We start from the raw sequence: 24,099 nt of genomic DNA on the forward strand, positions 1-24,099 counted from the left end.
AGGCTTGTCCTGTTTATAATGACAACAAAGATAACAGATGGGGAGTGTTTTTTAATGATGGAGAAGGTAGAACAAAGTATTATTGCACCTGGAAGCAATGTGGATTTTGAAGATACAAAAGTAGAGGTTTCAAAAGGGTTGGAACGTCTTCAACAAAAGCTTGAAACAATTTTTCTTCAGAAAGGGATCGTTCTGCTCCTTATAGGATTTTTACTGGGACGAGCACTTATACTATCTCACTTAACTCCTTTTGCACTTCCTTTCTTTGCTTCTGTTTACTTATTAAGAAGAAGGAAGGCTCCAATAGTTCTAATTGGATTGACTGCAGGCGGGTTAACCGTTTCACTCGGGAATGCTGTTCTTATATTTATTTCAAGCTTAGTCTTTCTTGTTTCATTTAAATTATTAAGCAGATTCCAAAAAGATGAGATCAAATCCCTTCCGTATTTTGTACTTGCCACCTCTTTTTTTTCAAAATGTGCTTTCCTATATATACAGCAGAGCTTTCAATTTACCATCTACAATGGTTTGATGGCAGGAGTTGAGGCGAGCTTAACCTTCATTCTTACCCTCATATTTATGCAAAGTATTCCTTTATTATCACTTAAAAAAAGAAAAAGGTCTCTAAAAATAGAAGAAGTCGTGAGCTTAATTATTATGCTGGCATCGGTTTTGACCGGAACCATTGGATGGAAATTCTATGGATTATCAGCAGAGCATGTGCTTTCAAGGTATTTAGTATTGGTCTTTTCTTTTGTGGGAGGGGCAACGGTGGGATCGACAGTGGGTGTGGTTACAGGACTAATCTTTAGTCTGGCAAACGTATCGAGCTTCTATCAAATGAGTTTGCTTGCCTTTTCAGGTCTTTTAGGTGGACTTTTAAAAGAAGGGAAGCGGGCAGGAACCGCTATCGGTTTATTTATTGCGACTTTATTAATTGGGATGTATGGAGAAACCAACACCCCTTTGGACGTGAATATATATGAAACAGCTATTGCTATTGTTCTTTTGTTTTTAACTCCCATCAATTTAATCTCACAGCTTGCGAAGCATATACCAGGAACGAATGAGCATACCCAGGAGCAGCAGCAATATATGCGAAAGATAAGGGATATCACGGTGCATAGAGTGGAGCAATTCTCTTCTGTTTTTCAAGCATTATCAAATAGTTTTTCTCAATATGACCAATGGCGGGAAGGTGACCATGAAGAAAGTGATTTTGACTATATTCTAAGCAATGTTACTGAAAAAACATGCCAAACATGCTTTAAGAAGGAGAAGTGCTGGACTGCAAATTTTGATAAAACCTACGAAATAATGAAAACTGCCATGCAGGAAATGGAAGACGGAAACGGTAATCTATCACCTAAATTGCGGAGAGACCTTGATAAGCATTGTTCAAGGGTACAAAAAGTAGAAGAGGCTATTTTTCAGGAGGTAAGTTTTCTCCATGCAAATAAAAAACTTAAGCAGCAGGTACAGGAAAGCAGAAAGCTCGTTGCAGAGCAATTGCTAGGTGTTTCTGAAGTAATGGGGAATTTTGCAAAAGAAATACAAAGGGAACGTGAGAATCACCAAAAACAGGAGGAGATGATCTTAGACGCTCTGCAGGATTTTGGCCTTGATATTGAACAAGTAGAAATTTATAGTCTTGAGGAAGGAAATGTAGATATAGATATGACACTCCCAACTGTAAATGGCCATGGAGAAAGTGAGAAGATTATCGCTCCGTTGCTTTCAGATATATTAGGAGAAACCATCATAGTCCAAATGGAAGAGCAATCCCCTTTCCCTAATGGATTTAATTATGTTACTTTCCGGTCAGCTAAAGCTTTTACAATTGATACCGGTATTGCCCATGCAGCCAAAGGAGGAGGATTAATATCAGGAGATAGCTTTTCAACCATTGAACTGGGAGCAAGGAAGTATGCTATTGCCATCAGTGATGGAATGGGGAACGGGGAAAGGGCACATCATGAAAGCAATGAAACTCTCCGATTACTTCAAAAAATTCTTCAATCCGGCATAGAAGAAAAAGTAGCGATTAAATCTATTAATTCTATTCTTTCTTTAAGGACACCTGATGAGATTTTTTCGACTCTTGATTTGGCCATGATCGACTTGCAGGATGCAAGTGCCAAGTTTCTGAAAATCGGGTCGACCCCAAGCTTTGTTAAACGAGGAGACCAGGTATTAAAGATTGAGTCCAGCAATCTGCCAATGGGAATCCTTCAGGAATTTGATGTAGATGTTGTGTCCACACAGTTGAAGGCAGGAGATCTGTTAATCATGATGAGCGATGGGATTTTTGAAGGTCCTAAGCATGTTGAAAATTATGATTTGTGGATGAAGAGAAAAATTAAAGAATTAGAAACAGAGGATCCACAGCAAATTGCAGACCTAATTATGGAGGAGGTTATTCGTACACGGTCTGGTTCAATAGAAGATGATATGACCATTGTTGTTGCCAATATTAAACATAATACACCAAAATGGTCTGCCATTCCTTTTGGAAAAAAGGCTCTTATTTCTTGAAAAATGGACCAATTGGATACTTTTATGGTATGCCCTTTTTCTCAAGGTTTATTTCGCACTGGGAGGAGGGCTATTTCTTGTCTTTCCTGTGCTGATAAAGGTTTCCTTTATCTCAGCCAAAGTGTCCAGTCCGTACGATGCTGAACGTCGCCCTCCGCATTTCGTGTATATCCAGCTCCAGGTGCCAACGGCTCGAGGTCATAAGCCAAACCGTCTATGAGGTTAAAGGGCAAACCTCACAGCCGATTCGTCTTATGCTGGTCGCCGTTAAGCAGGCACCTTACGCTTTTATGGTATAAAATTCTTTTCATTCGTCGATGATGGACAGTAGGATAGCTGTTAGGACGGCAAACATCAAGGCAATTACGTTCCCTTTCAGCGCCATAGTAATGGATGAATGAGGAGGAGAGCCTTTTGAAAACAGGCACGTTGAAGCAAATTTTATTAATCACGGATGGGTGTTCAAATCAGGGCGGAGATCCTGTTGCCATGGCAGCTTTAGCAAATGAACAGGGAATAACAGTAAACGTAATTGGCGTTATGGAAAATGACATTATTGATGATAAGGGCATGAAGGAAATTGAAGGGATAGCGTTGTCAGGGGGAGGTGTTCACCAGGTCGTATACTCCCAGGCACTATCTCAAACCGTTCAAATGGTAACAAGAAAAGCAATGACTCAAACTCTTCAAGGAGTAGTTAATCGTGAGTTGAAACACATTCTTGGGAATAAAGTGACAATGGAAGAATTGCCTCCTGAACAGCGGGGTGAAGTTATGGAAGTTGTGGATGAATTAGGTGAAACGGTAGATCTAGAAATCTTGATTCTTGTCGATACAAGTGCAAGCATGAAGGAAAAGCTTCCAACTGTGAAGGAAGCCTTGCTGGACTTGTCTTTAAGCTTAAATGCAAGAATGGGAGGAAATCAGTTTGCTGTTTTTGTATTTCCCGGGAAAAGGAACGATGTCGAAAAATTAATGGACTGGACTCCAAAATTAGAAGCATTAACAAGTATTTTTCCAAAGCTTCAGGTGGGCGGCATAACACCTACTGCTCCTGCTATCAAAGAAGCACTCGGTTATTTCAACAAAAAACGATCTTTAAGGGGATTGCTATCACGTGATGATGAACAATACTTTGAGGACTCAATTTAACTTTTCTCCTGGCACAATCGTAAACGGGAAATGGCATAAAAATCGTTATAAATTGATAAAAGAGCTGGGGGCAGGAGCGAACGGCATTGTTTATCTTGCAGAAGGTTCTAAGGGATATGTTGCCTTAAAGATGAGCGATAATTCTGCTTCTGTCACTTCAGAAGTGAACGTACTGAAGGCATTCTCAAAGGTCCAGGGAAAATCCCTTGGGCCTTCCTTGCTTGAGATGGATGATTGGGAAGCAGGAAATAAGATTGTGCCGTTCTACATAATGGAATACATTCATGGGCTTGACTTATTATCCTTTATTAGGAAAAAAGGGCAATCTTGGACTGGAGTTTTGATTGTTCAGCTGCTGAATGATCTTCACTTGCTGCATAAAGAAGGCTGGGTGTTTGGGGATTTAAAGCCAGAAAATTTAATTGTGACTGGCCCTCCCGCTAAAATCCGATATATTGATGTAGGGGGTACAACAAAGCAAGGAAGGGCCATAAAGGAGTTTACCGAATTTTTCGATAGGGGATATTGGGGAGCTGGTACTCGAAAAGCAGATCCTCAGTATGATTTGTTTGCGGTTTCAATGGTTGTCGTGAATCTGGCATATCCAAAAAGATTGACAAAAAGCGGGGATTATAAGGTGCAAATTAGCAACGCCATTAAGCAGCATTCTGAGATAAAGCATTTGGAGCCAGTCCTTATGAAAGCGATAATGGGCCGATATTCAAGTGCTATGGAAATGAAAAAAGATCTCCTTGGAATTTTAACGAAAAGCGGAATATCTGATTCACGAACGTTAAACAAAGTAGTGCAGCCCCCAAAACCCCGAGCGTCCGTAAGTACTGGCATGGCTAGCAGATCGGATGCTGTCAGGCAAAAGAAACGGAAAAGAAAAAAGATGATTGGTTTAGTTGAAACGCTCATGATTATTGTGGTTGTCTCTATTCTCTATGCACTTTATATCTATAGGCAAGTATTATAAAGCAGTATTTTATTCTGAATTTCTTAGTACTAGGATAAGAAAGTATGCAATTTGTTAGAGGACGCTGTTGTTTTTTCAGCTCATTCGTGTAAAACAGCTGTAAAATGAGCTGAAAAACGAGCAGTTATCAACATAGAAATTTAACCGGGGCTTTTATTTAAGTAATTAACCAAATTACATTTCAGTCGAAGAATGCAAATTCCGTACACCGATAAACAAGGCGCTTGCGCTTTCCTTACTATTCAAATTCCTCTTGTCTTTTTGTCTATTTTACGTTTAGTTAAGCATAATAATTGGTACATTTAAGGAAGGAATCAATACTCGTTTTTTCCTTTCAATGTTACTATAAGGAAAAGATTGTTTTGGTAAAGGATAAGAGAAAATGATTCCATTTGAATTAAAAATAGCAAACTTCATTAATCAGAATGAACTAATTGCAAAAGGTGATTCTGTTTTAGTGGGTGTATCCGGAGGACCGGATTCGCTGGCGCTTCTTCATTATTTAATTGAGCATCAAAAAAAGTACAGCATTAGCGTTTTCGCTGCTCATGTTGACCATATGCTAAGAGGGGAGGAATCGTATCAAGATTTGCTTTTTGTTCAGAAATTCTGTAACTCATACGGAATTCCCCTTTTCGCAACCCGAATCAATATTGCAAAAGAACGGGTTAAACTTAAAAAGGGAGAAGAGGAAACAGCAAGATTATTTCGTTACGAATTCTACCAAAAAGTGATGGAACAAAACAAAATGAACAAACTTGCTTTGGGCCACCATGGCGATGATCAAATTGAAACCATATTAATGAAGTTGACTAGAGGGAGCTCTGGAAAAGGAAGAGCCGGTATTCCTATCAAAAGAGTCTTCCATTCAGGTGAGCTGATACGGCCGCTTTTATGCTTAACGAAGAGTGAAATAGAAGACTATTGCCAATTCTATAAACTGAATCCCAGACATGATGCCAGTAACAGTAAACTGGATTTTACAAGGAACAGATTCCGCTTGAAAGTCCTGCCATTTTTAAAAAAGGAAAATCCTCATATCCATGAGCATTTTCAACGATTTAGTGAACAATTAACAGAAGATGAAACCTTTTTGCAGGAATTAACGTTAAAAGAAATGAATAAAGTATGGAATAAAAACCGCAGCGAAATATCCTTAAATATTCCTGCTTTTCTTGCAATGCCTATACCTTTACAAAGAAGAGGGATTCATCTAATATTAAACTATCTTTACAAAAGTAAGACATCATCTTTAAACGCGTTACATACAGATGCTATTTTTCGATTGCTATCAAGTAACCAGCCTTCTGGAGCGTTGGATCTCCCATTAGGATTAAAGGTCAAAAGGTCTTACCAAAAGTGCTTTTTTTCTTTTTATAAGGATGAAATTTCATCAGACTTTTATTATGAACTGTATGAGAATGAGGAAGCGGATCTTCCAAACGGCTGCAAAATCAAGTTATTTGCCAGCTCTGGGAGCAAACCGCCAGAAGGTGAAACAATATGCCTTTCTAAAAAGGATGTTGAGCTGCCGATCATCATTCGAAACCGTAGAGATGGAGACCGCCTTAAAGTAAAAGGATTAAACGGCACTAAAAAAGTGAAAGATATATTTATTAATGAGAAGGTTCCCGTAAAGGAAAGATTATTTTGGCCTATTGTGACAGATCAAACGGGTAAGGTGCTATGGGTGCCTGAGTTAAGGAAATCCTCTTTTGACAAATTACCCGAGGCTAACCATGACTACTACTATATACAATATTGCAAGCAATCATCTTCTAGGGGGAAAGCGAAGGAATGAAACAGGATATTGAAAAGGTTTTAATTACAGAAGAGGAAATCAAAAAGAAAACAACGGAACTTGCGGAACAACTCACCAGGGAATATGATGGCCGCTTTCCTTTGGCAATTGGCGTTTTAAAAGGGGCCATGCTATTCATGGGTGATTTGGTTAAACAAATTGATACATACTTGGAAATGGATTTTATGGATGTATCAAGCTATGGCAGATCAACTGTATCTTCCGGAGAAGTTAAAATTATAAAGGATCTGGATACTTCTGTTGAAGGCCGGGATATTTTAATCATTGAGGATATTATTGACAGTGGTTTAACATTAAGCTATCTGGTGGAGCTATTCCGTTATAGAAAGGCAAAATCCATTAAAATAGTGACACTTCTGGATAAGCCTACCGGAAGAAAAGCTGATATAGAAGCTGACTATGTTGGCTTTAATGTTCCCGACGCGTTTGTAGTTGGATATGGGCTGGATTATGCAGAAAGATATCGAAATCTTCCTTATATCGGAGTATTAAAACCAGAAGTGTATAGTAAGAGTGAATAAACAGCAAAATAACTGTGTCTATTTGTTGAAAAAAGGTGACGAAGCGATGCTAATAGTTGAAAAGTTAAAATTTACTATGATACTATTTAAGTTAGTTTTTTGAACGTGGGAGGAGGTAAGGAATGAGCCGGATTTTTAGAAATACAATATTTTATGTACTGTTATTCCTCGTTCTGATTGGAATTGTAAGTTATTTTAATAATAACAATCAGCCCACCAGGAATATATCATACGATCAGTTTGTATCCTACTTGAATAAGGGTGATGTGGACAATTTCTCCATGCAGCCTGAAAGAGGGGTATATGAGGTAAGAGGGCAGCTCAAAGGGTATAAAAAGGATGAATATTTCCTGACTTATGTTATGGATAGCCAGTCCTCCCTTAACCGTATAGACAAAGCTGCTGCAAACACAAAAGTTAATGTCATGATGGCAAAAGAAACAAGTGGTTGGGTATCCTTCTTTACGTCCATCATTCCATTTGTTATTATCTTCATTCTCTTTTTCTTCCTGTTAAATCAGGCCCAAGGCGGCGGCGGAAGAGTGATGAACTTTGGAAAAAGCAAAGCAAAGCTCTACAACGATGATAAGAAAAAAGTTCGTTTCCGTGATGTAGCCGGTGCAGATGAAGAAAAACAAGAGCTTGTTGAAGTCGTTGAATTTTTAAAGGATCCTCGGAAATTTGCTGAGCTTGGTGCACGTATTCCAAAGGGTGTCTTGCTTGTCGGACCTCCAGGAACGGGTAAAACATTACTTGCACGTGCAGTTGCAGGCGAAGCGGGTGTACCATTCTTTTCTATCAGCGGATCTGACTTTGTAGAAATGTTTGTTGGTGTCGGTGCATCTCGTGTCCGTGATCTTTTCGAAAATGCGAAAAAGAATGCGCCTTGTATTATTTTCATTGACGAGATCGACGCAGTTGGACGTCAGCGTGGTGCAGGACTAGGCGGCGGACATGATGAGCGTGAACAAACACTCAACCAATTGCTCGTTGAAATGGATGGATTTGGAGCGAATGAGGGAATTATCATCATCGCAGCTACCAACCGTCCGGACATTCTGGATCCCGCGTTATTGCGTCCAGGGCGTTTTGACAGACAAATTACTGTTGACCGTCCGGATGTTAATGGACGTGAGGCAGTGCTTCGCGTTCATGCCCGCAATAAGCCGCTGGATGGAGACGTTAACTTAAAGGCTATTGCCCAAAGGACTCCTGGATTCTCAGGTGCTGACTTAGAAAATCTTTTAAATGAAGCAGCGCTTGTAGCAGCAAGACAGGACAAGAAAAAAATTGATATGACCGATATCGATGAAGCAACAGACAGAGTGATTGCGGGTCCTGCTAAAAAGACACGGGTCATCTCTAAAAAAGAACGTAATATTGTTGCTTATCATGAAAGCGGCCATACTGTTATTGGTTTAGTTTTGGATGAAGCAGAAATGGTTCACAAAGTAACAATTGTTCCTCGCGGGCAGGCTGGCGGTTATGCCGTAATGCTTCCTAAAGAGGATCGCTACTTTATGACGAAACCTGAGCTTCTTGACAAAATCACAGGTCTTTTAGGCGGCCGTGTTGCAGAGGAAATAACGTTTGGCGAAGTTTCAACAGGTGCCCATAATGACTTCCAGCGTGCAACAAGCATTGCGCGGAAAATGGTTACTGAATTTGGAATGAGCGATAAGCTTGGACCGCTGCAATTTGGCCAATCACAGGGAGGTCAAGTATTCCTGGGCCGGGATTTAAACAACGAACAAAATTATTCGGATAAAATCGCTTACGATATCGATACCGAAATTCAGCGTATCATAAAAGAAAGTTACGAAAGAGCGAAGAAGATTATCATGGAAAACCGTGATAAGCTTGAAGTAATTGCTAAAACGCTCTTAGAAGTGGAAACACTGGATGCAGAACAAATTAAACATTTGTATGATCACGGGACACTTCCTAAAAGAGGTGCTGGCAAATCCAATGTTTTAACAGAGGATAATGCGGATCTTAAAGTGAATATCCAAAAGAAACATGAGGAAGCAACTGATCATCAAAAGGATGAAAGTGAAGTAAGGCCGGTTGAAAATCGCCCTGAAAAGCTAGGTCCAACGAAGGTTTCGGATCCATTAAAAGATCCTAAGGAAGATAACAAAGATTCTCAAGAATAATCATTTCCTTTAAAGGACATCGTTAGTATATAATAACGATGTCCTTTTTCTTTGGATTAAAATTTTTGCTCTGTTCAATTTCTATGTTGATAACTGCTCGTTTTTCAGCTCATTTATTTGAAACAGCTGTTTCACACGAATGAGCTGAAAAACCACAGAGTCCTCTAACAAAGCCAAATTTAAAGAAATTAGGAGTCTGCAGCGAAAATTAACTGCGCTCGCAATTTTCTTATATCCCGCTGCAGGTACCTATTGCTTGCTTTTCTTGAAGTGCGGGTAACGAATGATAAGTCAATATGGTGATATAAAATATTTGTGGTATGATGTTTGCATGTGATTTAGAAAATAAACAAAGTGGTGAGAATATGCTATTTGTATTGGATGTCGGAAATACAAACATTGTATTGGGTGTTTATGATCATGATTCATTAAAATATCATTGGCGTGTCGAAACGAATCGTTTTAAAACAGAAGATGAGTATGGAATGATTGTCAAATCATTATTTCTGCATGTTGGAATTGACTTTCCAGATATAAACGGAATCATCATTTCCTCGGTAGTTCCACCAATCATGTATACACTAGAAAGAATGTGCAACAAATATTTCCATGTGAAGCCTTTGGTCGTAGGTCCTGGAATTAAAACCGGCCTGGATATTAAGTATGAAAATCCAAGAGAAGTGGGTGCTGACAGAATTGTAAATGCTGTTGCGGGTATTTATGAATATGGCAGTCCGCTTATTATCGTGGATTTTGGAACAGCAACAACTTACTGCTATATTAACGAAGAAAAGCAATACATGGGTGGAGCGATAGCGCCAGGTATTGGCATCTCAGCAGAGGCGCTTTATTCAAAAGCTGCCAAGCTCCCAAGGATTGAAATTGCTCCAACGGATGATATCGTTGGAAGAAATACGGTTTTAGCTATGCAGGCAGGAATTGTGTATGGTTATGTTGGACAAGTAGAGGGTATTGTATCCCGTATGAAAGCAAAAAGTAAAAAGGATCCGGTTGTTATTGCTACAGGCGGGCATGCGAACCTTATTGCGAAAGAATCTAAAATTATTGACATAGTGGACCCATTCCTGACATTAAAAGGTCTGCGGTTAATTTATAAACGGAATACAAATGAAAGGATGGAAGTTAGTGAGCGATTATCTAATTAAAGCACTTGCATATAATGGCCAGGTACGGGCTTACGCAGTTAACAGTACTGAAACAGTTGGAGAAGCTCAAAAACGCCATTATACATGGCCTACTGCTTCTGCAGCCCTTGGCCGTGCAATGACTGCTGGGGTCATGATGGGTGCCATGTTAAAAGGCGATGATAAAATTACTGTTAAGGTTGAGGGCGGCGGCCCAATCGGAGTAATTATCGTTGACAGCAATGCTAGGGGAGATGTACGAGGGTATGTTACAAATCCGCAAACCCATTTTGATCTAAATGAGCATGGAAAACTGGATGTTCGCAGAGCAGTGGGTACGGAAGGTACGCTGACTGTAGTAAAGGATTTGGGTCTTAGAGAGAACTTTTCTGGTCAGGTCCCGATTGTGTCAGGCGAACTGGGAGAGGATTTCACATACTATTTTGTTGCATCTGAGCAAGTTCCGTCATCTGTTGGTGTAGGGGTATTAGTGAATCCGGACAATTCGATTCTTGCATCTGGAGGATTTATTATTCAACTTCTTCCGGGAACGGACGAAAGTGTTATTGAGGAACTGGAAAAAAGAATTCAAACCACTCCTCCTATTTCTAAACTGATTCAACAAGGATTAACGCCTGAAGAGATTTTGACAAGCCTGCTTGGTGAAGGAAATGTAAAGATTTTAGAAAAAATGCCCATTCAATTTAAGTGCAATTGCTCAAAGGAAAGATTCGGAGCGGCCATTATTAGCTTGGGCAAAGAAGAAATTCGCGACATGATTGAAGAGGATGGACAAGCTGAAGCCCAGTGCCATTTCTGCAATAATAAGTATAAATTCTCTAAAGTAGAACTCGAAGAACTTTTGGAAGAAGCGAAATAAACATTTAAACTATCTCTAATGTGAAGGATTACTCTTTTCACATTAGGGTTTTTTCATTTTGAAACAAAGAAGGAGACTGGGAAAATAAACCTAGTATCATCACATAATATTTGAAACCGCTTCATATATTTTTCTATCCCATTTGAAACACCTCAGGAAAAAGTGCAGGAGTATAGCAGGGTATTAGTAAAAGTGCTGCTTTTACAGTATTGCAGATTGTTTGACTTTCCTGTATGAGAGTGCTAAATTCTAAGTATTAATACCTACAAAAATTGTCGGAATAAGGGGCTGAGAATATGGCACGTTTAGTAAATTCCATTGCAGAGTTAGTGGGGAATACTCCAATTGTAAAGGTGAATCGTTTAGCGGACGAAAATAGTGCGGATGTTTATTTGAAGCTTGAATACTTTAATCCCGGGAGTAGCGTAAAGGATCGTATTGCGCTGGCTATGATAGAAGCTGCAGAAAAAGCGGGGAAACTTAATGCAGGAGATACCATTGTGGAGCCGACAAGCGGAAACACAGGCATTGGCCTTGCTATGATTGCTGCAGTAAAAGGATACAGCTCGGTATTGGTGATGCCGGATACTATGAGCTTGGAGAGACGGAATTTACTTCGTGCCTATGGTGCCGAGCTCGTGCTTACACCTGGAGCTGAGGGGATGAAGGGTGCCGTAGCAAAAGCTGAAGAACTTGTTAGGGAAAAAGGCTATTTTATGCCTCAGCAATTTCAGAATGAAGCAAATCCAGAAGTACACCGCCAGACAACTGGTAAGGAAATCGTTGAATCGATGGGCAGCCAATTGGATGCTTTTGTAGCCGGAATTGGTACAGGTGGAACGATATCCGGAGCTGGCGAGGTTTTAAGAAAAGCCTATCCTTCCATTAAAATTTATGCAGTAGAGCCGAAGGATTCTCCGATATTAGACGGGGGAAAACCGGGTCCGCATAAATTACAGGGGCTCGGAGCAAACTTTGTTCCTGCTACGTTGAATCGGGAAATCTTTGACGAGATCATTCATGTTAGCACAGAGGAGGCTTTTGAGGCAGCGCGCGAAGCCGCTAAGAAGGAAGGCATTCTTGCAGGAATCTCCTCTGGAGCAGCTATCCATGCAGCTTTAAAAGTGGCGAAAGAGCTTGGAAAAGGGAAAAAGGTAGTAGCGATTATTCCTGATAATGGAGAACGTTATTTAAGTACACCTTTATACCAATTTGAAGATTAATCAGTAATTAGGATAAAGAATGAGGCAATCGGGATTTAAATGCCCCGGTTGCCTTTGTTTTTGATAAAGGCTGTTTTCGCATAGATTGTTGCTTTACGTACAAAGGAATACTCCGTGCGTTGTCTGTCTTTGTGCTATCTTTTCGTAAGCTCTTCAAAAGTTTTAATACTGAACATATATTTAAAATGATGTTTTTTTGTCCAATAGCAACGAAGTTTACGAAAAGAGCCTTGATACATAAATTATCTAACCAAAGCAGTTCTTGCATAGCTCCCATGCTTAACTCTCGGAAGATTTTACGTCTCCTCTCTACGTAAATTCATAACACCTCGTGAACTGCCAAGCTGTGCTTTCTAAAGACCAAGACTATGAAATCAGTAGGCAAATGAGCAAGAAGCTTTGTACTTTTCTTTTTTTCATAAAGAAAAGTACATGATTCAATTGCTCGAAAACCCCCATATCGTTATTCTTTAATAAAAGAAAAACGATATAAAAAGGAGACAAGCAGCAAATATGACAATTAAATGTGGACCTTACAATCTTGATTATCATAATAAGACATTAATCATGGGAATTTTGAATATAACACCTGACTCTTTTTCTGACGGAGGACATTTCTTTAAAACGGAAGAAGCTATAGACCATGCAAAGCAATTGGAGAAGGATGGGGCAGATATTCTTGATATTGGAGGAGAATCTACCAGGCCGGGGCATGATCCTTTGTCAGCCCATGAAGAAATTGCAAGGGTTATTCCTGTTATTGAAGCCATTGCAAAGGATGTTACAATCCCGATTTCCATTGATACATATAAGGCTGAAACAGCTAAAAGGACGATTGAAGCGGGTGCAGTAATGATTAATGATATTTGGGGAGCAAAAAAAGATCCTGAAATTGCGTCGGTAGCTGCCGATTATAATGTTCCCATTATTTTGATGCATAATAGGGAAGAAAGAAATTATGAGAGCTTTGTCCGTGATGTTTTACAAGACTTGTACGAAAGTATATCAATAGCTAAAAAGGCTGGAGTCAAAGACCATCAAATTATTCTGGATCCAGGAATAGGATTTGCAAAAGATTTTAAGGAAAACTTATTAATGATGAGGAATCTGGATAAGCTTGTTGGACTAGGATACCCTGTACTGCTGGCGACCTCCAGGAAAAGAATGATTGGACATGCTCTTGATTTGCCTGTGGATCAAAGAATGGAAGGTACAGGTGCGACGGTATGTTATGGCATTGAAAAAGGGTGCCATATGGTCAGGGTTCATGATGTGAAGGAAATGAGCAGAATGGCAAAAATGATGGATGTTCTCATTGGCAAGGGGGATACAAATGGATAAGATCTACCTTAATGAAATGAAATTTTATGGCTATCACGGAGTACTACCGGAGGAAAACAGGCTTGGACAGCGATTTTGGGTATCGATTGTCCTATCTCTGGATTTGAAAAATGCGGGCATGTCTGACGATTTGCATGACACCGTCAGCTATGCTGATATATTTGAAGATGTAAAGGGGATTGTTGAGGGAAGACCATTTAAACTATTGGAAGCAGTGGCAGAATCCATTGCTGCGGTCATTTTATCTAAATATTCAAAGGTACATTCCGCTAAAATAAAGATTATCAAGCCTGACCCTCCTATTCCAGGCCATTATAATTCCGTAGCGGTGGAGATTGAAAGAGGGAGAGAAATTGAATAAAGCCTATTTGTCACTTGGTTCAAATATTGGAAATAGAAATGAATTCCTGGAACGGGCAATAGAAGAATTAGTAAAAATAAAGGAAATTAAAGTAACAGCGCTGTCATCCATTTATGAAACAGATCCCGTAGGCTATACAGACCAAGCCCCTTTTTTAAATATGGCTGTTGAGTTAGAGACATCCTTAACGACAAACGATTTGCTGGATGCGTGTTTAAAAATTGAAAGTGAATCAGGAAGAAAAAGGGAAATTAAGTGGGGGCCGAGGACATTAGACCTTGACATTTTACTGTATAATAACGAAAATATTGAAGCAGATAACCTTATAATTCCTCATCCGAGGATGCATGAAAGAGCTTTTGTTTTAATTCCATTACTGGAAATAAACCGTACTTTATGGCATCCTTTGATGGATGCTCCGTTAACTCGCGTCCTAGATGAAATCGATGATAAAGAGGGAGTTCGGTTATGGAGACAGATAAATGGGGAAGACGCATCCGCGCTTTTCGAAAATTAAAAGGCTTTACTCAGGAAAGCCTAGCTAAAGAATTAAATGTATCTGTATCGGTGCTCGGTGAAATTGAAAGAGGGAGCAGACAGCCTTCAGAAGAGTTCTTAATGAAAGTTACCGCGCTTTTTAACATAACCCTCGAGGAGTTAAAGCCTGCTCAACATTAATATATATGCTTGGAATGTAAATACAAAAGGAGGAACCATAATGCTCAAAATAGGGAATGTTGAAATGAAAAACCCTGTCGTACTTGCACCTATGGCCGGGATATGTAATTCTGCATTTCGCCTTACGGTAAAAGAATTTGGTGCAGGGCTCGTTTGCGCTGAAATGATCAGCGATAAAGGGATTGTCTTTCAAAACGAGAAAACAATGAACATGCTTTACATTGATGAGCGTGAAAATCCGTTAAGCCTTCAAATCTTTGGCGGTGAGAAAGAAACACTTGTCGAAGCGGCTAAATTCGTGGATAAAAATACAAATGCAGATATTATTGATATTAATATGGGATGTCCGGTGAACAAAATCATTAAATGCGAAGCAGGTGCAAAATGGCTGCTTGATCCGAATAAGATCTATGAAATGGTATCAGCAGTTGTGGACGCAGTTGATAAACCTGTAACAGTCAAAATGAGAATTGGCTGGGACGATGATCATATCTTTGCCATAGAAAACGCTAAGGCTGTTGAACGCGCAGGCGGTGCTGCTGTTTCTATGCATGGCCGTACAAGGGTTCAAATGTACGAAGGAACGGCAAACTGGGATATTATCCGTGAGGTAAAACAATCTCTTAACATTCCGCTGATTGGGAATGGGGATGTAAATACGCCTGAAGATGCGAAACGGATGCTTGATGAGACGGGTGTAGACGGAGTTATGATTGGAAGAGCTGCCCTGGGAAATCCATGGATGATTTACAGTACGGTTAAATACCTGGAAACAGGTGAACTTGTTAGCGATCCATCTATTCGTGAAAAAATTGATGTCTGCCTTCTTCATTTAGACCGATTGATTGCACTGAAGAATGAGCATATTGCTGTAAGAGAAATGAGAAAACATGCAGCATGGTACTTGAAGGGCTTGCGAGGAAATGCAAAAGTAAGAAACGGCATCAATGCCTGCAATACGCGCAATGACCTGGTAACACTTCTGACGAACTATGTGGAAGAAGTAGAATCTGAAGACAGCGATGTTAAAGTAGGATAATGAACTAGTAGATTGAACTGCCAGGGCACACTGGCAGTTTTTTAGCGTAGGGAACAAAACGGTCCTCTTGAAAATAAAATGGTGAAGCTGAATAGCAGTTGCCCAACTATGATTGATTCAATTTGATGAATAAAGGCCTTGCTTGCTGGGTCATTCACCATGAGCATAGTCGGACCATTAAAAAGACGTTAGCTTTATGGGGTTGTGTTCGTTGGAGGGTCTATTTAATTGATTAAATTAAAAGTTTTTTGTATTGTAAAGAAAAACAATATCTTAGGGGATGCTTGAATATATAATTTTGTGTAAAATAATAGGATGAGCAAAAAAAGATTTTACCGATCATTATATAATATTACGTATAAATGAATGAATTTCGGTCAAGACCTTAAACAATAGATTGGAGTGGGAAGAATGAGTGAGGAATTAAATGACCTCTTACAAGTTAGAAGAGAAAAACTGGCGGCATTAAGAGAAAAGGGTTTAGATCCATTTGGAAAGCGTTTTGATCGTACCCATACTACCCAAAGTATTAAAGACCTTTATGAAAACCTTACTAAAGAAGAATTGGAAGAAAAAGATATTACGGCAACGATAGCCGGCCGTATTATGACTAAAAGGGGTAAAGGGAAAGCGGGCTTTGCCCATGTCCAGGATTTACAGGGACAAATTCAATTATATGTTCGTAAGGATGCAGTCGGAGAAGAGCAATACGAAATCTTTGACTCTGTTGATTTAGGAGATATTGTGGGTGTTACTGGTACTGTTTTTAAAACAAAGGTAGGAGAATTATCAATAAAAGTGAAAGATTTTGTATTACTGACAAAGTCTTTACGTCCGCTTCCTGATAAATTCCACGGTTTGAAAGATGTTGAACAGCGTTACCGTCAGCGTTATTTAGATCTCATTATGAGCAATGACAGCAAAACTACTTTTGTTACAAGAAGCTTAATCATTCAATCTATGAGGCGCTATCTTGATAATAACGGTTATCTTGAAGTGGAAACACCAATGATGCATGCTATTGCAGGGGGAGCGGCAGCGCGTCCGTTCATTACGCATCATAATGCTTTGGACATTCCTTTATTTATGCGTATTGCCATCGAATTGCATTTAAAACGCCTTATTGTCGGCGGTCTTGAAAAGGTATATGAAATTGGGCGTGTTTTCCGTAATGAAGGCGTATCTACAAGACATAATCCTGAATTTACAATGCTTGAATTGTATGAAGCATATGCAGACTATAATGATATTATGAATTTAACTGAAAATATGGTAGCCCATATTTCTAAAGAGGTTCTTGGAACTACTTCTATTCAATATGGTGAACATGAAGTAAATCTAGAGCCTGAATGGCGCAGACTTCATATGGTAGATGCAGTTAAGGAATACACTGGAGTGGATTTCTGGCCTGAAATGTCTATAGAAGAAGCCCGCGCGCTAGCAAAAGAACACAATATAGAAATCACGGCACATATGGAGTTTGGGCATATTGTAAATGAGTTTTTTGAGCAAAGAGTAGAGGACAAGCTTATTCAGCCTACGTTCATTTATGGGCATCCGGTTGAAATTTCTCCTCTTGCTAAGAAGAATGACGAGGATCCAAGGTTTACAGACCGTTTTGAGTTGTTTATTGTTGGCCGTGAACATGCAAATGCATTTACGGAGCTTAATGATCCTATTGACCAACGTGAAAGATTTGAGAAGCAATTGAAAGAGCGCGAACACGGAAATGATGAAGCTCACATGATGGATGATGACTTTGTTGAATCCCTTGAGTACGGTATGCCTCCAACAGGCGGATTGGGTATCGGTATCGACCGGTTAGTTATGTTGTTAACTAACGCTCCTTCTATTCGTGATGTTCTATTATTCCCTTTAATGAAAAATAGAGATTAATCACAATTCAGAAAAGCCTCTGCGTAAGCAGGGGCTTTTTAACAGGATAAGAAAGTGTAAAAGGTTATAGTAAATAGAGTATTTAATCAATATAGTCTCTGTCTAGCACAGGCTGGATGGTTACAAACCAGCCTTCCTAACCCTCGGCTCGAGGTCATAAGCCCAGCTGTCTAGAAGGTAAAAAGGCAAAACTTCAAGCCGGCTAGTCCTATGCTTTCCGCCTAAAGCTGTGCGCTTTTCAATTTTCTTGCGTATTTATTCATTAATTTTTAAAAAATCTATTGCGTAAATAATTTTAAGGTGGTATATTATTATTCGTTGCCAAATACGGGCTAACAACGCAATAAAATAAATTAAAAAAGTTGTTGACAGTAACATTTGAAAGTAGTAAGATATAAAGGTCGCTGAGAAAACGACGAAAATGATTGATCTTTGAAAACTGAACGAAACAGAAACGTCAACGTTAATTCTTTGTCTTATATAGACAACAACTTTAAGAGCTAAATCAACTCTTTTTTGGAGAGTTTGATCCTGGCTCAGGACGAACGCTGGCGGCGTGCCTAATACATGCAAGTCGAGCGAATCAATTGGGAGCTTGCTCCCTTTTGGTTAGCGGCGGACGGGTGAGTAACACGTGGGTAACCTGCCTGTAAGACTGGGATAACTCCGGGAAACCGGGGCTAATACCGGATAACTTCTTCCTCCGCATGGGGGAATATTGAAAGATGGCTTCGGCTATCACTTACAGATGGACCCGCGGCGCATTAGCTAGTTGGTGAGGTAACGGCTCACCAAGGCAACGATGCGTAGCCGACCTGAGAGGGTGATCGGCCACACTGGGACTGAGACACGGCCCAGACTCCTACGGGAGGCAGCAGTAGGGAATCTTCCGCAATGGACGAAAGTCTGACGGAGCAACGCCGCGTGAGTGATGAAGGTTTTCGGATCGTAAAACTCTGTTGTTAGGGAAGAACAAGTACCGTTCGAATAGGGCGGTACCTTGACGGTACCTAACCAGAAAGCCACGGCTAACTACGTGCCAGCAGCCGCGGTAATACGTAGGTGGCAAGCGTTGTCCGGAATTATTGGGCGTAAAGCGCGCGCAGGCGGTTTCTTAAGTCTGATGTGAAAGCCCACGGCTCAACCGTGGAGGGTCATTGGAAACTGGGAGACTTGAGTGCAGAAGAGGAGAGTGGAATTCCACGTGTAGCGGTGAAATGCGTAGATATGTGGAGGAACACCAGTGGCGAAGGCGACTCTCTGGTCTGTAACTGACGCTGAGGCGCGAAAGCGTGGGGAGCGAACAGGATTAGATACCCTGGTAGTCCACGCCGTAAACGATGAGTGCTAAGTGTTAGAGGGTTTCCGCCCTTTAGTGCTGCAGCTAACGCATTAAGCACTCCGCCTGGGGAGTACGGCCGCAAGGCTGAAACTCAAAGGAATTGACGGGGGCCCGCACAAGCGGTGGAGCATGTGGTTTAATTCGAAGCAACGCGAAGAACCTTACCAGGTCTTGACATCCTCTGACAACCCTAGAGATAGGGCTTTCCCCTTCGGGGGACAGAGTGACAGGTGGTGCATGGTTGTCGTCAGCTCGTGTCGTGAGATGTTGGGTTAAGTCCCGCAACGAGCGCAACCCTTGACCTTAGTTGCCAGCATTCAGTTGGGCACTCTAGGGTGACTGCCGGTGACAAACCGGAGGAAGGTGGGGATGACGTCAAATCATCATGCCCCTTATGACCTGGGCTACACACGTGCTACAATGGATGGTACAAAGGGCTGCAAGACCGCGAGGTTTAGCCAATCCCATAAAACCATTCTCAGTTCGGATTGTAGGCTGCAACTCGCCTACATGAAGCCGGAATCGCTAGTAATCGCGGATCAGCATGCCGCGGTGAATACGTTCCCGGGCCTTGTACACACCGCCCGTCACACCACGAGAGTTTGTAACACCCGAAGTCGGTGAGGTAACCTTTTGGAGCCAGCCGCCGAAGGTGGGACAGATGATTGGGGTGAAGTCGTAACAAGGTAGCCGTATCGGAAGGTGCGGCTGGATCACCTCCTTTCTAAGGAAAATGAAGCTTCGCTTCATAAAAAGACGTTTTTCGTTTCGTTCAGTTTTGAAGGTTCAATCCTTCAAAACATTGTTCTTTGAAAACTAGATAAAAGAAGTAACCAAGTAAAACCGAGAATCGCCACTTTATGGATTTCAATCCATTTTAGTAGTAATAAAAACCTTTTAGGTTAAGTTAGTAAGGGCGCACGGTGGATGCCTTGGCACTAGGAGCCGATGAAGGACGGTACTAACACCGATATGCTTCGGGGAGCTGTAAGTAAGCTTTGATCCGGAGATTTCCGAATGGGGAAACCCACTGCCCGTAATGGGGTAGTATCTTTACCTGAATACATAGGGTACTGAAGGCAGACCCGGGGAACTGAAACATCTAAGTACCCGGAGGAAGAGAAAGCAATTGCGATTTCCTGAGTAGCGGCGAGCGAAACGGAATTAGCCCAAACCAAGAGGCTTGCCTCTTGGGGTTGTAGGACACTCTATACGGAGTTACAAAGGAACGAGGTAAATGAAGAGGTCTGGAAAGGCCCGTCAAAGAAGGTAACAACCCTGTAGTTGAAACTTCGTTCCCTCTTGAGTGTATCCTGAGTACGGCGGGACACGTGAAATCCCGTCGGAAGCTGGGAGGACCATCTCCCAAGGCTAAATACTCCCTAGTGACCGATAGTGAACCAGTACCGTGAGGGAAAGGTGAAAAGCACCCCGGAAGGGGAGTGAAAGAGATCCTGAAACCGTGTGCCTACAAGTAGTCAAAGCCCTATGCATTTATGCAGGGTAATGGCGTGCCTTTTGTAGAATGAACCGGCGAGTTACGATTTCATGCAAGGTTAAGCTGATAAGGCGGAGCCGCAGCGAAAGCGAGTCTGAATAGGGCGAATGAGTATGAGGTCGTAGACCCGAAACCAGGTGATCTACCCATGTCCAGGGTGAAGGTAAGGTAACACTTACTGGAGGCCCGAACCCACGCACGTTGAAAAGTGCGGGGATGAGGTGTGGGTAGCGGAGAAATTCCAATCGAACCTGGAGATAGCTGGTTCTCTCCGAAATAGCTTTAGGGCTAGCCTCAAGAGAAGAGTATTGGAGGTAGAGCACTGTTTGGACTAGGGGCCCTCATCGGGTTACCGAATTCAGACAAACTCCGAATGCCAAATACTTATTCTTGGGAGTCAGACTGTGAGTGATAAGATCCATGGTCAAAAGGGAAACAGCCCAGACCACCAGCTAAGGTCCCAAAGTATACGTTAAGTGGAAAAGGATGTGGAGTTGCTTAGACAACCAGGATGTTGGCTTAGAAGCAGCCACCATTTAAAGAGTGCGTAATAGCTCACTGGTCGAGTGACTCTGCGCCGAAAATGTACCGGGGCTAAACGTATCACCGAAGCTGTGGATTGACACCGTAGGTGTCAGTGGTAGGAGAGCGTTCTAAGGGCGTTGAAGCTAGACCGTAAGGACTGGTGGAGCGCTTAGAAGTGAGAATGCCGGTATGAGTAGCGAAAGAAGGGTGAGAATCCCTTCCACCGAATGCCTAAGGTTTCCTGAGGAAGGCTCGTCCGCTCAGGGTTAGTCGGGACCTAAGCCGAGGCCGAAAGGCGTAGGCGATGGACAACAGGTTGATATTCCTGTACCACCTCTTTTCCGTTTGAGTGATGGGGGGACGCAGGAGGATAGGGTAAGCACGGCGCTGGATTGCCGTGTCCAAGCAGTTAGGCTGATGATGAGGCAAATCCTTATCATTAAAGCGGAGCTGTGATGGCGAGGGAAATATAGTACCGAAGTTCCTGATTCCACACTGCCAAGAAAAGCCTCTAGCGAGGAAAAAGGTGCCCGTACCGCAAACCGACACAGGTAGGCGAGGAGAGAATCCTAAGGTGAGCGAGAGAACTCTCGTTAAGGAACTCGGCAAAATGACCCCGTAACTTCGGGAGAAGGGGTGCTCTGGTAGGGTGCAAGCCCGAGAGAGCCGCAGTGAATAGGCCCAGGCGACTGTTTAGCAAAAACACAGGTCTCTGCGAAGCCGCAAGGCGAAGTATAGGGGCTGACGCCTGCCCGGTGCTGGAAGGTTAAGGAGAGGGGTTAGCGCAAGCGAAGCTCTGAACTGAAGCCCCAGTAAACGGCGGCCGTAACTATAACGGTCCTAAGGTAGCGAAATTCCTTGTCAGGTAAGTTCTGACCCGCACGAAAGGCGTAACGATCTGGGCACTGTCTCAACGAGAGACTCGGTGAAATTATAGTACCTGTGAAGATGCAGGTTACCCGCGACAGGACGGAAAGACCCCGTGGAGCTTTACTGCAGCTTGATATTGAATTTTGGTACAACTTGTACAGGATAGGTAGGAGCCTTTGAAGCCGGAGCGCCAGCTTCGGTGGAGGCGTCGGTGGGATACTACCCTGGTTGTATTGAAATTCTAACCCGCACCCCTGATCGGGGTGGGAGACAGTGTCAGGCAGGCAGTTTGACTGGGGCGGTCGCCTCCTAAAGAGTAACGGAGGCGCCCAAAGGTTCCCTCAGAATGGTTGGAAATCATTCGCAGAGTGTAAAGGCACAAGGGAGCTTGACTGCGAGACCTACAAGTCGAGCAGGGACGAAAGTCGGGCTTAGTGATCCGGTGGTTCCGCATGGAAGGGCCATCGCTCAACGGATAAAAGCTACCCCGGGGATAACAGGCTTATCTCCCCCAAGAGTCCACATCGACGGGGAGGTTTGGCACCTCGATGTCGGCTCATCGCATCCTGGGGCTGTAGTCGGTCCCAAGGGTTGGGCTGTTCGCCCATTAAAGCGGTACGCGAGCTGGGTTCAGAACGTCGTGAGACAGTTCGGTCCCTATCCGTCGTGGGCGTAGGAAATTTGAGAGGAGCTGTCCTTAGTACGAGAGGACCGGGATGGACGCACCGCTGGTGTACCAGTTGTCTTGCCAAAGGCATCGCTGGGTAGCTATGTGCGGAAGGGATAAGTGCTGAAAGCATCTAAGCATGAAGCCCCCCTCAAGATGAGATTTCCCATAGCGCAAGCTAGTAAGATCCCTGAAAGATGATCAGGTTGATAGGTTCGAGGTGGAAGTGTGGTGACACATGGAGCTGACGGATACTAATCGATCGAGGACTTAACCAATAAATAAAACGATTCAAGGTTATGCTTGGTTTCTCATATCTAGTTTTGAAGGAGCAATCCTTAATTAAATACGGTCTGGTAATTATGGCGAGAAGGTCACACCCGTTCCCATCCCGAACACGGAAGTTAAGCTTCTCAGCGCCGATGGTAGTTGGGGGCTGTCCCCCTGTGAGAGTAGGACATTGCCAGGCATTATATTGGAGGATTAGCTCAGCTGGGAGAGCACCTGCCTTACAAGCAGGGGGTCGGCGGTTCGAACCCGTCATCCTCCACCATTATTAGCCGGCCTAGCTCAATTGGTAGAGCAACTGACTTGTAATCAGTAGGTTGGGGGTTCAAGTCCTCTGGCCGGCACCACTTTTATGGAAATTAGTACGAGCCATTAGCTCAGTCGGTAGAGCACGATGAATAATCTTCACTGAATTATCATCAGCGTACCAATCGAGCTGCATCTTGCAAGACATCCTGAGATTGGGACGTCGTAGATGCCACAAGGTTTAGGCTGTATACTATAAATCAAGGTTTTCATTGTTTGAGCCATTAGCTCAGTCGGTAGAGCATCTGACTTTTAATCAGAGGGTCGAAGGTTCGAGTCCTTCATGGCTCACCATTTAAATATGCGGGTGTGGCGGAATTGGCAGACGCACCAGACTTAGGATCTGGCGCCGCAAGGCGTGGGGGTTCGACTCCCTTCACCCGCACTTATTTGAAATTTTGCGGAAGTAGTTCAGTGGTAGAACACCACCTTGCCAAGGTGGGGGTCGCGGGTTCGAATCCCGTCTTCCGCTCCAAACACCCTTGCCGGGGTGGCGGAACTGGCAGACGCACAGGACTTAAAATCCTGCGGTAGGTGACTACCGTACCGGTTCGATTCCGGTCCTCGGCACCAAAGTTTTTTGCGGCAGCAAAATAACTTTTCTTTAAGCGCCCGTAGCTCAATTGGATAGAGCGTTTGACTACGGATCAAAAGGTTAGGGGTTCGACTCCTCTCGGGCGCGCCATTAAATATTTTTATATTATATGGTTACAAACGGGAAGTAGCTCAGCTTGGTAGAGCACATGGTTTGGGACCATGGGGTCGCAGGTTCGAATCCTGTCTTCCCGACCACTAATATGGGGCCTTAGCTCAGCTGGGAGAGCGCCTGCTTTGCACGCAGGAGGTCAGCGGTTCGATCCCGCTAGGCTCCACCA

Annotated in this window: 15 protein-coding genes, 9 tRNA genes and 3 rRNA genes; all 27 read left to right on the forward strand. The window is 42.5% G+C overall.

Annotated elements, in window-relative coordinates:
* Positions 1 to 57: 57 nt before the first annotated feature.
* The 27 genes from spoIIE to A5N88_RS16240 all read left to right on the forward strand — a co-directional run bounded on the left by spoIIE (position 58) and on the right by A5N88_RS16240 (position 24,099).
* The gene (gene spoIIE, locus A5N88_RS16105) at positions 58 to 2,535 is read left to right on the forward strand and encodes a stage II sporulation protein E (RefSeq protein WP_066270613.1); all 2,478 of its coding nucleotides are present in this window, start codon (positions 58 to 60) and stop codon (positions 2,533 to 2,535) included.
* A 414-nt stretch (positions 2,536 to 2,949) separates the two neighbouring features.
* A complete protein-coding gene (locus A5N88_RS16110) occupies positions 2,950 to 3,687 on the forward strand; it encodes a vWA domain-containing protein (RefSeq protein WP_066267862.1) in 738 nt (245 codons plus the stop codon).
* Entirely contained in the window at positions 3,656 to 4,666 is a 1,011-nt protein-coding gene (gene prkT / locus A5N88_RS16115) for a serine/threonine protein kinase PrkT (protein WP_066267864.1), read from the forward strand. The genes A5N88_RS16110 and prkT overlap by 32 nt, the downstream gene beginning before the upstream one ends.
* A 382-nt stretch (positions 4,667 to 5,048) precedes the next feature.
* Entirely contained in the window at positions 5,049 to 6,467 is a 1,419-nt protein-coding gene (gene tilS, locus A5N88_RS16120) for a tRNA lysidine(34) synthetase TilS (protein ID WP_066267866.1), read from the forward strand.
* A complete protein-coding gene (gene hpt / locus A5N88_RS16125; RefSeq protein ID WP_066267869.1) occupies positions 6,464 to 7,009 on the forward strand; it encodes a hypoxanthine phosphoribosyltransferase in 546 nt (181 codons plus the stop codon). Before tilS ends, hpt begins: the two co-directional genes overlap by 4 nt.
* Positions 7,010 to 7,131: 122 nt before the next feature.
* Positions 7,132 to 9,165, forward strand: coding sequence for an ATP-dependent zinc metalloprotease FtsH (ftsH, locus tag A5N88_RS16130; protein ID WP_066267871.1), 2,034 nt, complete (start codon positions 7,132 to 7,134; stop codon positions 9,163 to 9,165).
* Between the two features lie 365 nt (positions 9,166 to 9,530).
* Complete coding sequence (locus A5N88_RS16135; RefSeq protein ID WP_066267873.1) at positions 9,531 to 10,331, forward strand: type III pantothenate kinase; 801 nt, start codon at positions 9,531 to 9,533, stop codon at positions 10,329 to 10,331.
* Complete coding sequence (hslO, locus tag A5N88_RS16140) at positions 10,312 to 11,190, forward strand: Hsp33 family molecular chaperone HslO (protein WP_066267875.1); 879 nt, start codon at positions 10,312 to 10,314, stop codon at positions 11,188 to 11,190. Before A5N88_RS16135 ends, hslO begins: the two co-directional genes overlap by 20 nt.
* 296 nt (positions 11,191 to 11,486) lie before the next feature.
* Positions 11,487 to 12,413: a cysteine synthase A gene (gene cysK / locus A5N88_RS16145; RefSeq protein ID WP_066267876.1), complete on the forward strand. Its 927-nt coding sequence runs from the start codon at positions 11,487 to 11,489 to the stop codon at positions 12,411 to 12,413.
* A 513-nt stretch (positions 12,414 to 12,926) separates the two neighbouring features.
* On the forward strand, positions 12,927 to 13,754 hold the full coding sequence (folP, locus tag A5N88_RS16155; RefSeq protein WP_066267880.1) for a dihydropteroate synthase: 828 nt from the start codon (positions 12,927 to 12,929) through the stop codon (positions 13,752 to 13,754).
* Positions 13,747 to 14,115 (forward strand): dihydroneopterin aldolase, encoded by a 369-nt coding sequence (gene folB, locus A5N88_RS16160; protein ID WP_066267882.1) that lies wholly within the window; start codon positions 13,747 to 13,749, stop codon positions 14,113 to 14,115. The genes folP and folB overlap by 8 nt, the downstream gene beginning before the upstream one ends.
* Positions 14,108 to 14,632, forward strand: a complete 525-nt coding sequence (gene folK, locus A5N88_RS16165) for a 2-amino-4-hydroxy-6-hydroxymethyldihydropteridine diphosphokinase (protein WP_066267884.1) — start codon at positions 14,108 to 14,110, stop codon at positions 14,630 to 14,632. The genes folB and folK overlap by 8 nt, the downstream gene beginning before the upstream one ends.
* On the forward strand, positions 14,584 to 14,793 hold the full coding sequence (locus A5N88_RS16170) for a helix-turn-helix domain-containing protein (RefSeq protein ID WP_066267886.1): 210 nt from the start codon (positions 14,584 to 14,586) through the stop codon (positions 14,791 to 14,793). The genes folK and A5N88_RS16170 overlap by 49 nt, the downstream gene beginning before the upstream one ends.
* Before the next feature lie 40 nt (positions 14,794 to 14,833).
* Positions 14,834 to 15,832 carry a tRNA dihydrouridine synthase DusB gene (dusB, locus tag A5N88_RS16175; protein WP_066267889.1) on the forward strand — a complete coding sequence of 333 codons (999 nt, stop codon included), beginning with the start codon at positions 14,834 to 14,836 and terminating at the stop codon, positions 15,830 to 15,832.
* A 411-nt stretch (positions 15,833 to 16,243) separates the two neighbouring features.
* Positions 16,244 to 17,728: a lysine--tRNA ligase gene (gene lysS, locus A5N88_RS16180; RefSeq protein ID WP_066267891.1), complete on the forward strand. Its 1,485-nt coding sequence runs from the start codon at positions 16,244 to 16,246 to the stop codon at positions 17,726 to 17,728.
* Positions 17,729 to 18,241: 513 nt separating this feature from the next.
* Positions 18,242 to 19,794 (forward strand): 16S ribosomal RNA (locus A5N88_RS16185).
* A gap of 176 nt (positions 19,795 to 19,970) precedes the next feature.
* Positions 19,971 to 22,908, forward strand: a 23S ribosomal RNA gene (locus A5N88_RS16190).
* Positions 22,909 to 22,982: 74 nt separating this feature from the next.
* Positions 22,983 to 23,099: ribosomal RNA gene (gene rrf, locus A5N88_RS16195) — 5S ribosomal RNA — on the forward strand.
* The 16S, 23S and 5S rRNA genes sit together here with 9 tRNA genes alongside, the layout of an rRNA operon.
* Before the next feature lie 8 nt (positions 23,100 to 23,107).
* Positions 23,108 to 23,183, forward strand: a tRNA-Val gene (locus A5N88_RS16200).
* A 6-nt stretch (positions 23,184 to 23,189) separates the two neighbouring features.
* A tRNA-Thr gene (locus A5N88_RS16205) sits at positions 23,190 to 23,265 on the forward strand.
* Between the two features lie 177 nt (positions 23,266 to 23,442).
* Positions 23,443 to 23,518 (forward strand) — tRNA-Lys (locus tag A5N88_RS16210).
* 9 nt (positions 23,519 to 23,527) lie between these two features.
* Positions 23,528 to 23,609: transfer RNA gene (locus tag A5N88_RS16215), tRNA-Leu, on the forward strand.
* Positions 23,610 to 23,624: 15 nt separating this feature from the next.
* Positions 23,625 to 23,699 (forward strand) — tRNA-Gly (locus A5N88_RS16220).
* 9 nt (positions 23,700 to 23,708) lie between these two features.
* Positions 23,709 to 23,797 (forward strand) — tRNA-Leu (locus A5N88_RS16225).
* A gap of 35 nt (positions 23,798 to 23,832) precedes the next feature.
* A tRNA-Arg gene (locus tag A5N88_RS16230) sits at positions 23,833 to 23,909 on the forward strand.
* A 30-nt stretch (positions 23,910 to 23,939) separates the two neighbouring features.
* Positions 23,940 to 24,016, forward strand: a tRNA-Pro gene (locus tag A5N88_RS16235).
* Positions 24,017 to 24,023: 7 nt separating this feature from the next.
* Positions 24,024 to 24,099 (forward strand) — tRNA-Ala (locus tag A5N88_RS16240).

It is taken from the genome of Heyndrickxia acidicola, assembly GCF_001636425.1.
In the GTDB taxonomy this organism is placed as follows: Bacteria; Bacillota; Bacilli; order Bacillales; family Bacillaceae_C; genus Bacillus_AE; species Bacillus_AE acidicola.